Source organism: Streptomyces vastus (genome assembly GCF_039532825.1).
Classification (GTDB): domain Bacteria; phylum Actinomycetota; class Actinomycetes; order Streptomycetales; family Streptomycetaceae; genus Streptomyces; species Streptomyces vastus.
This window is the reverse complement of record NZ_BAAASJ010000032.1, coordinates 1-12,896: the sequence shown is the minus strand read 5'-3', so window position 1 is coordinate 12,896 and position 12,896 is coordinate 1. Positions and strand designations below refer to the sequence as shown.

The 12,896-nt window shown below is 70.2% G+C and carries 9 protein-coding genes and 1 pseudogene; 5 read left to right on the top strand and 5 right to left on the bottom strand.

The window, feature by feature from the left end:
* Window positions 1–17: 17 nt before the first annotated feature.
* A complete protein-coding gene (locus ABD357_RS15305; protein WP_344390564.1) occupies window positions 18–245 on the top strand; it encodes an MbtH family protein in 228 nt (75 codons plus the stop codon).
* Window positions 246–249: 4 nt separating this feature from the next.
* On the top strand, window positions 250–1,827 hold the full coding sequence (locus ABD357_RS15300) for an amidohydrolase (RefSeq protein WP_344390562.1): 1,578 nt from the start codon (window positions 250–252) through the stop codon (window positions 1,825–1,827).
* 155 nt (window positions 1,828–1,982) lie between these two features.
* Here the strand turns inward: ABD357_RS15300 and ABD357_RS15295 are convergent, their stop codons facing one another.
* The 4 genes from ABD357_RS15295 to ABD357_RS15280 all read right to left on the bottom strand — a co-directional run bounded on the left by ABD357_RS15295 (window position 1,983) and on the right by ABD357_RS15280 (window position 8,232).
* On the bottom strand, window positions 1,983–3,041 hold the full coding sequence (locus ABD357_RS15295) for an iron-siderophore ABC transporter substrate-binding protein (protein ID WP_344390560.1): 1,059 nt from the start codon (window positions 3,039–3,041) through the stop codon (window positions 1,983–1,985).
* Window positions 3,041–4,942 carry an ABC transporter ATP-binding protein gene (locus ABD357_RS15290; RefSeq protein WP_425584891.1) on the bottom strand — a complete coding sequence of 634 codons (1,902 nt, stop codon included), beginning with the start codon at window positions 4,940–4,942 and terminating at the stop codon, window positions 3,041–3,043. Before ABD357_RS15290 ends, ABD357_RS15295 begins: the two co-directional genes overlap by 1 nt.
* 50 nt (window positions 4,943–4,992) lie before the next feature.
* Window positions 4,993–6,696: an ABC transporter ATP-binding protein gene (locus ABD357_RS15285; protein WP_344390557.1), complete on the bottom strand. Its 1,704-nt coding sequence runs from the start codon at window positions 6,694–6,696 to the stop codon at window positions 4,993–4,995.
* 153 nt (window positions 6,697–6,849) lie between these two features.
* The gene (locus tag ABD357_RS15280) at window positions 6,850–8,232 is read right to left on the bottom strand and encodes a lysine N(6)-hydroxylase/L-ornithine N(5)-oxygenase family protein (RefSeq protein WP_344390556.1); all 1,383 of its coding nucleotides are present in this window, start codon (window positions 8,230–8,232) and stop codon (window positions 6,850–6,852) included.
* A gap of 85 nt (window positions 8,233–8,317) precedes the next feature.
* Here ABD357_RS15280 and ABD357_RS15275 point away from each other — a divergent pair, with 85 nt between their 5' ends.
* Window positions 8,318–9,265 carry a methionyl-tRNA formyltransferase gene (locus ABD357_RS15275; protein ID WP_344390555.1) on the top strand — a complete coding sequence of 316 codons (948 nt, stop codon included), beginning with the start codon at window positions 8,318–8,320 and terminating at the stop codon, window positions 9,263–9,265.
* A gap of 172 nt (window positions 9,266–9,437) precedes the next feature.
* Window positions 9,438–10,592, top strand: a complete 1,155-nt coding sequence (locus ABD357_RS15270; protein ID WP_344390553.1) for a Gfo/Idh/MocA family protein — start codon at window positions 9,438–9,440, stop codon at window positions 10,590–10,592.
* A 5-nt stretch (window positions 10,593–10,597) separates the two neighbouring features.
* On the opposite strand, the gene ABD357_RS15265 is transcribed toward ABD357_RS15270, so the two are convergent.
* A complete protein-coding gene (locus tag ABD357_RS15265; RefSeq protein ID WP_344390856.1) occupies window positions 10,598–11,599 on the bottom strand; it encodes a glycoside hydrolase family 43 protein in 1,002 nt (333 codons plus the stop codon).
* 447 nt (window positions 11,600–12,046) lie between these two features.
* Here ABD357_RS15265 and ABD357_RS15260 point away from each other — a divergent pair.
* Window positions 12,047–12,896, top strand: a pseudogene (locus ABD357_RS15260) (hypothetical protein); the annotation flags it as partial.

The following is a 12,896-nucleotide window of genomic DNA, read 5'->3' as shown; positions in this document are numbered from 1 at the left end:
CCCAGGAGGATCACCGCATGAGCAGCGGCAACACCAACCCGTTCGAGAACCCCGACGGCGTCTACTCCGTGCTCGTCAACGACGAGGGCCAGCACAGCCTCTGGCCCGACTTCGTGGACGTCCCCGCGGGCTGGACCGTCGCCCACGGCCCGGGCCCGCGTCAGGAGTGCCTCGACTACATCGAGACCAACTGGACCGACATGCGACCCACGAGTCTGGCGCAGCGGATGGAGCGGACCGGCTGACCCCATGCTCAGCACCAGACTCACCAACGCGCACATCCTGACCATGGACCCGGACCACCCCGTCGCCCATGATCTGGGCATCTGGGAGGGCCGGATCGTGGGCCTGGACGAGGCGGTGACCGCGCTGCCCGCGCGCCGGGTGGTGGATCTCCAGGGCGCCACCGTGCTGCCCGGGTTCATCGACAGCCATGTGCACCTGGCGTGGACCGGTTTCAAGGCGGCCACCCCGAGCGTGGCGCCGTGCACCTCGGCCGACGAAGTGCTCGGGGTCGTCGCGGCCGCCGTGGCGGGCACGCCGCCCGGAGGCTGGGCGCAGCTGGTGGGGTACGACCAGCGGGCCCTTGGCCGCCATCTGACCGCCGCCGAGCTGGACAAGGTCAGCGAGGGGCGCAAGGTGTACCTGCTGCACGACTCCGGACACGGCTGTGTGGTCAACACCGCCGTCCTGGACCTGCTGCCCGCCCATGTACCGCACGAGGACGGCTTCCTCGCCGAGCAGGCCATGGGAGCCGCACGCGCGCTGCGACTGCCGTACTCCCAGGAGGAACTGGCGGACGCGATCGGGCGCGCGGCCCGGGTCTGTCTGGACGAGGGCGTGACGGCCTGCGCCGAGGCGGGCATCGGCGGCGCCCTCTTCGGCCACAGTCCGGTCGAGCTGGGCGCCTACCAACTCGCCCGCGAGAAAGGGAAGTTGCCGCTGCGGGTGCAGCTCATGGTGGCAGCGGACCGGCTGAACCCGGTCGCCGCACACGAGGACGACGGCATCCCGCGCGCCCTCGACCTCGGACTGCGCACCGGGTTCGGGGACGACTGGCTCTCCGTGGGCGCGCTGAAGATATACACCGACGGCGGCATGATGGCCCGTACGGCCGCACTCAGCAGCCCGTACGAAGGCCTGGACCACGCCGGCCAGTTGCAGGACGACCCCGAGGCGCTTGCGGACGCGATCGTGGCCGGTCATCTCGGCGGCTGGCAGCTCGCCGTCCACGCCATCGGCGACCGCGCGGCCGACGTCGCCCTGGACGCCCTGGAGCGGGCACATCACCTCCGGCCGCGCCCGGGCGCACGGCACCGCATCGAACACGCGGGACTGATCCGGCCCGACCAGCTGACCCGCATGGCGCGGCTCGGCGTGAGCGCCGTGGTGCAGCCGAACTTCCTGCGTTACTTCGGTGACGACTACGCCTCGATCATGGGCGAGGAGCGGGCGCCGTGGATGTACCGGGGGAGGGGATTCCTCGAGCACGGCATCACCCTGGTGGGCAGCTCCGACCGGCCCGTCGCGGACGGATCGCCGCTGCGGGCCATCCAGTTCATGGTCGAGCGCGCTTCGGAGTCGGGCCAGGTGATCGGCCCGGACGAGTCCGTCACCGTCGACGAGGCCCTGCGCGCGTACACCCTCGGCGGGGCCTTCGCCTGCCACTGGGACTCCGTCGCGGGCAGTCTCGCCCCGGGCAAGCGCGCCGACCTGGCCGTGCTGGGAGACGACCCGAGGCGGGTCGACATCTCGCACATCGGGGACATCGAGGTGGTGACGACATACGTCGCCGGCCGGGACTGCGACAAGCGCTCCGCTGGGTAAGGCGGTTCCAAGCTGCGGCGGCGGAGCCGCAAACTGACACAGACCCACGCCCCTGAAAGGAGGCCGCAGGCCTTCCTTTCAGGGGCGCGGGGAACTGGGCGACCAGCCACGACGGACCCGCAGTCGAACTCCACTTCCATCGGAGCAGCCGGCGTTCAGGACGCCGGCTGCTCCACCTTCGTGGCGGTGTCGCCGTCGACGGCGGCAGCCAGTTGTGGCACCAGACGGTCCAGCATGTACGGCAGGCTCAGGACCGTCACGAACGACACGGAGTTGCCGTAGTCACTCGTCTCCGGGACGAAGACCTCACGGTCCTGCTTCGCCACGTTCAAGTCGGCGTAGAGGGCGTTCTTGTTGAGCTTGGCCTCGTCCTTGGCCACATCGGTGACGATCCACACGAGGGCGTCCGTGTCCAGCAGATCGGTGCGCTCCTTGCTGATGTTGGCGCCGAACTCGTCGCCGATGACCTTGTCCAGATCGGTCGGCAGCTTGAAGCCGAGATCCGTGAGCAGCCGGGAGCGCGGGTCCTGGCTGCCGAAGACGAACATGCCCTCGTACGGGGTGGCCATCACGGCGGTCTTTCCGGCGAAGTCCGGGTTGTCCTCGACCGCCTTCTTGAAGTCGGCCTGGACGCCCTCGACGAGTTCCTTCGCCTTCGCCTCCTGGCCGAGCGCCTTGCCGATGGTCTCGGTCTGCTCCTGCCACGGGACGCCGTAGTCGTTGTACGCCTTCGGCTGGGCCACCACCGGCGCGAACTTCGACAGCGTCTCGTACTGCTCCTTGGTCAGCCCCCCGTAGACCGCGAGGATCAGGTCGGGCTTGAGCGCGGCGATCTTCTCCGTCTGCGGACCGGTGCCGGTGTCCTTCAGCACGGTCGGGGCCTTCGAACTGCCCAGCTTGTCGGCGGCCCAGGGGCCGATGGCGCCCTTGTAGCCGCCGAGCCACTCGGTGGTGCCGACGGGTACCTTGCCGAGAGCGAGCACGGCGTCCTGGTCGGTCAGACCGACCGTGACGATCCGCTTGGGCTCCGCCTTGATGGAGGTGCTGCCGTACTTGTGCGGGACGGACACCGGGAAGGCGCTGTTCGCGGATTCCTTGTTGTCCGCGGCAGCCTTGGAATCATCTCCCGAGCCGCAGGCCGTGGCGGTGGTGAAGAGCAGTAGCGCGGAGACGAGCGCCGCGGCGAGGCGTGTGCCTCTGAGAGAGCCGAGCATCAGTGGTCCTTCATGGTGGTTGTGTCGGGACGGTGCTGCTTCGTGGGGGGCTGATCGGCTGTGCTACGCGTGCCGGACCAGGCCTCCCACAGGGAGGCGTAGGTCCCACCCGCCGCGCACAGCTCGTCATGGGTGCCGCTCTCCACGATCCGGCCGCCGTCCATGACGACGATCCGGTCCGCGGTCGCGGCCTGGGTGAGGCGGTGTGCGACGACCAGCGCCGTGCGGCCGTCCACCGCCCGGTCGGCCGCCCGCTCCAGCAGGCGGGCTCCAGTACTGCCGGCCTCGGCGGTCGCCTCGTCGAGCACGGCCACCGGGGGATCGGCCAACACCAGCCGTGCCAGGGCGAGTTGTTGGACCTGGGCGGGCGTGAGGCGTTGTCCGCCCTCGCCCACGACCGTGTTCAGGCCCTCGGGCAGCGCTTCGACCCAGTCCAGGGCCTCCACGGTGGCCAGGGCCGTGCGCAGCTCCTCGTCGCCTGCGTCGGCGCGCGCCAGGCGCAGGTCCTCCGCGAGCGAACCGGCGAAGACGTGGGTCTCCTGCGTGACCAGGGCGACCGGCAGACCTTCGCCGTCGCCGTACGCTCCGGCGCCGGTCAGGTGCACCGAGCCGGACGTCGGGGCGTGTACGCCCGCGATGAGCTTGGCCAGGGTCGTCTTGCCCGCGCCGCTCGGGCCGACCAGGGCCACGCGTTCGCCGGCCCGGAGCGTCAGGTCCACGTCGCGCAGGACGGGGCGGCCGGGCTCGTACGCGTGGTCGATGCCGGTCACGGTGACGGTGCCGTCCGCCGCCGTGCCCGGCTCCCGCCGCTGGCGGGGTTTCGCCGTTTCCTCCGGCTCGGGGTCCGGCTGGTCGGCGACACCGACCAGCCGGGCGAGCGCGGCAGTCGCCGACTGCGCGTCGTCGAGCAGCACCAGTGCGGAGTTGATCGGGGCGAACAGACTGTGGAAGTACAGGGCCGCGGCGGTCGCGGTGCCGATGGACACCGAGTCGGCGCGCACCAGCAGGAACCCGGTGACGAGGACCGCGGCGAGGCCGGTGTACTCGGCCACGTGCAGCCGGTTGTAGAACCGCAGCACCAGCTTCACTCCGCGCAGCGTCAGCTCGACCGCCGCCGACGAACGCCGGGTCACATGCGTGGTGTGCTGCTCCTCCAGCCGGAACGCCCGTACCGTACCCGCCCCCGCGATGGAGTCGAGGAGCTGCTGCTGCTGAGCGCCCGTCGCGATGCGCTGACGGGCGTAGAGCGGCACGGCATGGCGTACGTACCAACGGGCGGTGTGCGCCTGGACCGGCACCGCGAGAAGGGCCGCGAGCAGGAAACGCCAGTCCAGCGCCGCCATGGCGCCCAGCGTCAGCACGATGGCCAGCAGGGAACGGGCCAGTTCGGGCAGGGCGTTGCGCACCGCCTCGGCCACTACCGAGACGTCCCGGGTGACCCGGGCGGTGAGGTCTCCGGCGCCCGCCTTCTCCACCTGTTCCAGCGGCAGCCGCAGCGCCTTCTCCACGAACCGCTCGCGCAGTTGGGCCAGCAGGGTCTCGCCGAGCCGCGAGACCAGCGTCAGACCCAGCGCGGTGGTGCCGCCCTGGGCGAGGGCGACCAGCACCAGGAGGATGACCGGAGTCGTCACGTCCCCGGGTGGGCGCCCCTCGGCCACCACGTCCACGATGCGGCCCAGCAGCGGCTGGACGAGCAGCCCCACACCGGTGGCCGCGACCATCACCGCGAAGCTGCCGAGGGCCAAACCGCGGCGCGGACGCACCAGTTCGCGGACGGCGGCACGGGTGCGGGCCCCGGTCGCCGTGGGCAGCAGTTCCCGGGTCTCGGGCACCTGCTCGTCCGTACTGTGGACAGGGCCAGGGCCAGGGCCAGGGCCAGGGCCGGGCTCTGCGCCAGTCATCGCTTTCTTGTTCCCGTCGTTCCCGTCGTTCCCGTTCGCCGAGGTGTCGCTCATGACAACACCGCCGCGCGGTACGCCTCGTGACGACGCACCAGGTCGGTGTGCGAGGCCGTGTCGGCGATCCGGCCGTCGTCCAGCAGCACCACCCGGTCCGTCACCGCGAGCAGCGCCGGGCTGGTCGTCACGAGCACCGTGGTGCGGCCCTTGCGGAGTTCCCTCAGGCCGGCCGCGATCCGGGCCTCGGTCACCGCGTCGACCGCGGTGGTCGGATCGTGGACCACCAGCACGGGCCGGTCGGCCGCCAACGCGCGGGCGAGAGCGACCCGTTGACGCTGCCCGCCCGAGAGCGACCGGCCACGCTCACTGACCGCCGTGTCCTCGCCGTCCGGCAGGGTCTGCGCGACCTGGGCCACCCCGGCCGCGGCCATCGCCGCCTCCGGATCGGCTGATTCAGAACCGGCGATCACGGCAGCCGTGACGTTCTCGCGGACGGTGCCCTCGAAGAGGTCCGCGTCGTGCTCGGCCACCAGCAGGCTCGTACGCAGCTCGGCGGGATCAAGGTCGCGCAGGGGCACGCCGTCCAGTTCGACCGTTCCGGCTTCGGGGTCGGTCTGCCGGGACAGACAGCGCAGCAGGTCGGCGGCGTGCGCGGGGTCGGTCGCGACCACGCCGAGGAGTTCACCGGGCGCGATGTCCAGGTCCACCTCGCGCAGCCCGCCATGGCTCAGCCCGCTCAGCCGGACCGCGCCGCGCACCTGCTGCGGCAGGCTCCGTCCGCCGGCCGTGACGGCTTGCGGCGTCGCCAGCACCTCCGCGATCCGGGCGGCCGAGGCCCGGCCCTGCGCGAACTCGGCGTTGACCCAGGCGAGCGTCTCCAGGGGCCCGAGCAGGAAGAGCGCGAGCCCGACCGCCGACACCAACTCGCCCAGAGTGATGCTGCCTTGGGCGGCCAGTCGGCCACCGACCAGTGCCACGACGGCGATCAGACAGCCCGTCAGCGCCAGGACCATGCCGTTCTGGAAGGCCTGGGCGCGAGCGGCCCGCAAGGTCGCCTGCAGGGAGTCGCGGCTGGTGGTGCGGTAGCGGGCGATGGCCGTCGACTCGCCGCCGATGCCCTTCAGGATCCGCAGTCCGGCCACCAGGTCGGCGGCCACGGCCGAGGCGTGCGCGGCCCGCTCCTGCTCGGCCTCGCTGCGGCTCTCCAGCGGCTTGCTCAGCAGATGCCCGAGCCAGAGCAGGACAGGTGTGCCGAGCAGCACCACCAGACCGAGCAGCACCGACGTACTCAGCAGGACGACGGCGCAGGTGAGCAGACCCATCAGGGCCGAAATCCCGAACATCAGCGCCAGGTTGACGGCGCCGACCCGCTTGGCGTCCTCGGTCGCGATGTTGGCCAGCGCTCCGGGCAGCCGGCCCTCCTCCTCTCCGCCGCCGGGATCCAGGACCCTTCGTACGAGGGTGATCCGCAGCGTGTGTTCGGACTGCACGGAGGCCTTTTCACCGGACCAGGCGCCGATGCGGAAGCTCAACGCCAGTCCCACATAGACCACGGCGAGGATCGCCAGCCAGAGGAACAGGGCGCCGGTGTCGGAGTCGGTGACGGCCTGGTCGATCACGATGCCGATCAGAACCGGCACCAGTGCCTCGCCGATCTGATGCCCGGAACCGAGGAGAGAGCCGAGCGCGACATTGCGTCGCTGACCCCTGACCGCGTCCCTCAGGACGTCCCGTCCCGACGGATATGAAGGACCCACCCGTACCCCTCCGGGATCGGACAAAGAGAAAAACCTAGGTGAGGCTACCCTAAGTAGAGATGCCTGCCCAGCCTGGGGCGCGCACGCGACCGCCCCGGGCGCCGGGCGACGGCACGCGCACGCGTGCCGTCGTCGTGACGATGAACTGCCCTTTCAGGCCCAGGAATTGACGGATGGACGGGCCGAGGAATCGACCCGGGGGCCGATACCCGCCTCCGCGTCGCTCGCACGATGGGTGAGCAGGGAGTCGAGGATCTCGCCGGAGCGCACGGCCGTGGTGGACAGCAGGGTCGAGGTGAGACCGTGCGTGTGCTCGGTCGCGCCCTGCAGATAGATGCCGGCGGTGACATCGGGCGCGGCCTCCACGCGATGGTCGCGGCCCACGCGTACGGCGTCGTTGTCGTCCCGCAGGCAGAGCTTCGCGGTCCTGCCCAGCAGTTGGTCGAGGTCCCGGGGCCGGTAGCCGGTCGCATGGACCAGCAGGTCGGCGGAGAGCACCTCCCGCTCACCGGTGGGGAGGAACTCGACGGTGACGTCCAGCCGGTCGTCCAGCGTGCGGACGTCCCGGATGCGGGAGACATTGCGTACGCGCAGCCGCTCGTGGCCCTGGACCTTCTCGCGGTACATGGTCGCGTACAGCGACTCGATCAAGTCCATGTCCACCACCGAGTAGTTGGTGCTGCGGTGGTAGTCGACCAGGGACTGTTTCACCTCCGGCCTGGCCTGGAAGTAGACGTCCACGGCCTCCGGGTCGAAGATCCGGTTGGCGAAGGGGCTGTCGTCGGCGGGTGTGTACCCGTACTTGGCGAAGACCGCGCAGACTTCCGCCTCGGGGAAGGAGCGGTGCAGATAGTCGACCGCCTCCGCGGCGCTCTGACCGGCTCCGAGGACCAGGATGCGGCCCATCGAAGCGGCGGAGCCGCCCAACTCGCGCACACGCGGCATCAGTTGGCTGTTGTGCCAGATACGGTCCGACAGCTCGGTGTCCGGCGGGAGATGGGGCTCCAGGCCGACGGCCACCGAGATGTTGCGGGCCCTGCGCACGACGGTGCGTTCGGGGGCGCCGGGGACGCGGCTGACCACGTCGAACCAGCGGACCTCGCCGTTCTCGGCCAGAACCGGCTCTACGGACACGACTTCGGCGCCGTAGTCGACCTGGTGCGCGATCCGGGCGGCGGCCCACTCGAAGTATTCGTGGAACTCGATCCGCAGCGGGAAGAGCGTCTTCGCGTTGAGGAAGTCCACGAGTCTGCCGCGCTCCCGCAGGAAGCACAGGAAGCTGAAGTCGCTGGTCGGATTGCGCATCGTGACAAGGTCCTTGAGGAAGGACACCTGCATCGTGGCATCGTCGATGAGCATGCCACGGTGCCATCCGAAGGACGGCTGGCGCTCCAGGAACCGGGCTCGAAGGCGCTGGTCGGGGGCGGCTCGGGAGTTGTGTTCCTCAACTGCGATGGCCAGCGCGAGATTTGACGGGCCAAAACCTACGCCGATCAGATCGTGGATGGCGTCCGGTTCGTCGTGCAGTGCGTTCACCGCAACTTTCCTTCCCTTAGGCGCCACTGATGTTAAATAAGGTTAGCCTTACCTTGCAATGGTGTGTTCTAGGAGAGGATCGAGTATGCGGGTCGTCATGTTCGGCTATCAGACCTGGGGGCACCGCACGCTCCAGGCTCTGCTGGAGTCCGACCACGAGGTGGTCCTGGCCGTGACCCACCCCAAGAGCGACCACGTATACGAGAAGATCTGGGACGATTCGGTGGCCGATCTCGCCGAAAAGCACGGCATCCCGGTGCTGCTGCGCAACCGTCCCGACGACCCCGAACTCCTCACCGCGCTACGGGAAGCGGAACCGGACCTGATCGTCGCCAACAACTGGCGGACCGTGCTGCCCTCCGAGGTGTTCGACCTCCCGCCGCACGGCACGCTCAACATCCATGACTCGCTGCTGCCGGCGTACGCGGGCTTCTCCCCGCTGATCTGGGCGCTGATCAACGGCGAGCGGGAAGTCGGCGTCACGGCGCACCGGATGAACGCCGAACTCGACGCAGGTGACGTCCTGTTGCAGCGCGCCGTTCCGGTGGGCCCCACCGACACCGTCACCGATCTGTTCCACCGCACGGTCGACCTGATCACACCGGTCGTGACCGAGTCCCTGGACCTGATCGCCTCGGGCCGCGCGCGGTGGATCCCGCAGGACCGCAGCCGGGCCAGCTTCTTCCACAAGCGGTCGCTCGAGGACAGCCGGATCGACTGGACCTGGCCGGCCGAGGACCTGGAGCGCCTGGTACGCGCCCAGTGCGACCCGTACCCCAACGCCTTCACCCACCACCGCGGTCAGCGCCTGCGCATCGTCGAGGCAGCGGTGTCTGAAGGCCGTTACGGCGGCACTCCCGGCCGCATCTTCATCCGCGAGGGCGACGGCGTGGTCATCGTCGCCGGCGCCGAGGCCCGGAACGGGCAGTTGCGCGGCCTCTGCGTGAAGCGGGTCCGCACGGAGGACGGCACGGAGCATGCGGCGACGGACTACTTCCGCACGATGGGGGGCTATCTCACGGCGCGGCCGTGACCTGGCCTGCTGGCGGCGGTTCGAAGCTGCGGGTCCATCGTGGCTGGTCGCGCAGTTCCCCGCGCCCCTGACGGGGCCTGCGGCCTCCTCAGGGGCGCGGTACCGCACCGGCATTTGCGATGAGGCAGAGTGGTGAGCCGCAGGTTCTGGATCGGTCCGAAGAAGGGCTCTCATGGTGAATACGCTCGGCATCGCCGTCGTCGGCTTCGGCTGGATGGGACGCGTGCACACACAGGCGTACGCCCGTCTGCCGCACCACTTCCCGCAGCTGCCCCTGCGGCCCGAACTGGTCACCGTCGCGGACGAGGTGCCCGGCCGGGCCGAGGAGGCGGCACGGCAGTACGGCTTCGCGTCCGCGGCCCGCGACTGGCGGGAGGTGGCAGCCGATCCGCGGGTGCGAGCCGTGAGTATCACCGCCCCGAACTTCCTGCACCGCGAGATCGGCGTGGCGATGGCCGAGGCCGGCAAGCACATCTGGATCGAGAAGCCGGTGGGCCTGACCGCCGAGGACGCCAGGTCCGTCGCCGACGCCCTGGGCAAGGCGGGCGTACAGGGCACGGTCGGCTTCAACTACCGCAACGCGCCCGCCGTCGAGGCCGCCCGCGAGCTGGTCGCCTCCGGCGAGATCGGCACGGTCACACACGTACGCATCCGGCTGTTCAGCGATTACGCGGCCCATCCCGAGGGCGCCCTTACCTGGCGGTACGAGCGAGAGCGCGGGGGTGGCGGGGTGCTGGGCGACCTCGCTTCACACGGCGTCGACCTGGCCCGCTTCCTGCTCGGGGACATCGCCTCCCTCACCGCCGACACCGCCGTCTTCATCCCCGAGCGGGCCCGACCCACCGGCGCCACCGCCGGTCACACCCGGGCCGCCGGCGGCGAACTCGGTCCGGTGGAGAACGAGGACTACGTCAACTGCCTCCTCCGTTTCGCCTCCGGCGCCCGCGGCGTCCTGGAGGCGTCCCGGGTCTCGGTCGGCGAGCAGAACAACTACGGATTCGAGATCCACGGCACCACCGGCGCGGTGTTCTGGGACTACCGCCGTATGGGAGAGCTCGCCGTCAGCCGTGGCAGCAGCTACCAGGACCAGCCCGTGAGCACCCTGTACGTCGGCCCCGGCCACGGCGAGTACGCCGCCTTCCAGCCGGGCTCGGCCAACAGCATGGGGTACGACGACCTGAAGGTCATCGAGGCGTACCACTTCGTGCGTTCGATCGCCGAGGGCGTTCCGTACGGGCCGACGCCGGCCGACGCCGTGGCGAGCGCGGTGGCGCTGGACGCCATGGCGCGCTCCGCCGAGCAGGGAACGTGGGTGGACCTGGGCTGAACGCGTCAGCCGCCGCCGTCGAGGTCGGTCCGTTGGCGGAGCACCCGTGGCTCGTGACCGAGGAACTGCATCTCGTACAGCTTCCCGCGGGCGTTCTCGAACGGCCGGTGCAGGATCATCATCAGCTCACCGTCGAATGTGCGGAACAGCATGCCGTGACCGCTGTCGTCGCGAACCAAGGGGCGGTGCTGTTCCCACGGACCTTCGATGTCGCCCGACCGGGACACGGCATAGGTCTGCACATAGCCGCCGCCGACGGTGCCGTCCTGCTTGGCCACGTTCTTTTCGTACGTCGACCACAGCATGAGCAGGGAGTCGTCAGGGGTGCGGTACAGCTGCGGGCCATCGGTGACGTAGGGCGCGAGCTGGTGCGGTACGCCGCCGGGGACCTGCTCGCTGATCCAGAACGCGTCCGAGGCCTTGAACAGGAAGACCGGGTCTCCGATCGCCCGGGTCAGATCCGGAGCCAGCCGGACCGCTTCCATGGTTCCGTCGATGGTCTGCAGCCACTCGTGGGCGTACACCATCCAGGGCTGCCCGGCCGGGTCGACGTAGAGCGTGCCGTCGAGGGTCATCAACTGCTCGGGCGGGGTGGGGCGCGCCGGGTCGATGACGGTGAAGGGCCCGAGCAGTGAGTCGGACACGGCGGTGATCGTGCCGCGCATGTGGTTCGGGAGCTGGAACGGCGTGCCCCATTGGCCGGCGGGTGGTACCGGAAGCGGCTTGTCCTCGTTGTGCAGCGTGGTGAACAGGTAGTACCTGCCGCCCCATGCGTGCACCTCCGGCGCCCATCCGCCCTCGGTCGCCCACATTCCCCGCTGCTCGGCGGCCCGGAAGACCACGACGGGAGGCAGCCAGTCCCGCAGGTCGCGACTGCGGTAGACCATCGTGCCGATGCCGTCCACGCCTGACACGGACGGGTCGTTGGACGTGTAGAGCCAGTACGTACGGGACTCGCTGTCGGTGACGATGAACGGATCGTGCAGCGGCATGTCGGGCAGCCGCATCAGCTCGGTCTCATCGGTCTCGGCCACGGCCGAAGAATACGTTGACGCTCATTGCCGGGCGGGGGCGGCTATTCCGGACCACGACGTTCCGTCGCACCGTCTTCCTGGCGCTCGGCCTGTTCGGCCAACGGCACCTGACGCCAACCGGATCGCGAGAGGCCGACGATAGGAGTGTCTCGATCTTCCCCCGGACCTCCCGCATCACGGTGACGATGCGGCGCTCATGCGTCGGTGAGGCAGGACGGACCGCCGACTTGACCGCGGGTCGGAAACTGCTGGTTCGGTTGTTGGCCGTGGCTGCCTGGCGTGTCCCTCGTCAGGGTGAACGGGGCCGGTTAGCGGGATCCCGCGTGTGCCGGGAACGCATGATCGGAGCTGGCAACCGAGTTCGTGGCGACCCGGCAGGAGGGGAGGCCAGTGGCACGTCAGCGCGGGAGGAAGCGTGCGTTGCGTACGATCGCGCCCCCGTTCACCGTGGCGGCACCCTCGGGTGCCCGGATCCGGGACAGGCTGCGTGTCGATGCCGCGGACGAGAAGGTCCTCACCCCGCTCGGGCAGCACCTCGGCCGTCATCAGCGGGCCGATCTCGCCGAACGCATCGCGATCGGCCCAGTGCCGGTGAAGGCCAACCGGCGCGCCGAGCGGAAGAGGAAGCTGACGGCGGTCTCGTCGTCGCGCTGGGCGGGGGCGATGACCCGCGCGAGCGAGGACCAGTACCAGCTCAGCATGCGTTGCCTGCATGACGAGCGCGCCGGACTGCGCCGCGCCATCGGCACGATCGCCCGTCGCCTCGCGGTGCCGTGCGCGCAACGCAAGGGAAAAACGCGCGGCTACGCCGACCAGAACGAACGCTTCCGGAAGCAACGCCGCATCCAAGGACTCAAAGCCCGTCTTGCCGTGGTGGAGCAGCGCATCACCGAGGGACGGCCGTCCGTCGTGGTGGGCGGGCGCCGTCTGGCGAAGTTGCGGCACAACCTGGCCGACGCCCAGCTCACGGCTGAGGACTGGCGCGAGCGGTGGGAGGCGGCCCGGCTGTTCCTCACCGCCGACGGCGAATCGGGGGCCCCGCACGGGAACTACACGATCTGCGTCGACCCGGTGGACGGCAGCGTGACGCTCGTGCTGCCCGAGCCGCTGCGGCACCTGGCGAACGCACCACGTGGCCGCTACCGGCTCTCGTGCACTGTTGCTTTCTCTCACCTGCGGCAGGAGTGGCTGGACCGGGTCACCACGAACCGGTCCGTGCGCTACGACATCGTGTACGACCCGGCCCGCGCCCGCTGGTACCTCGACGCCT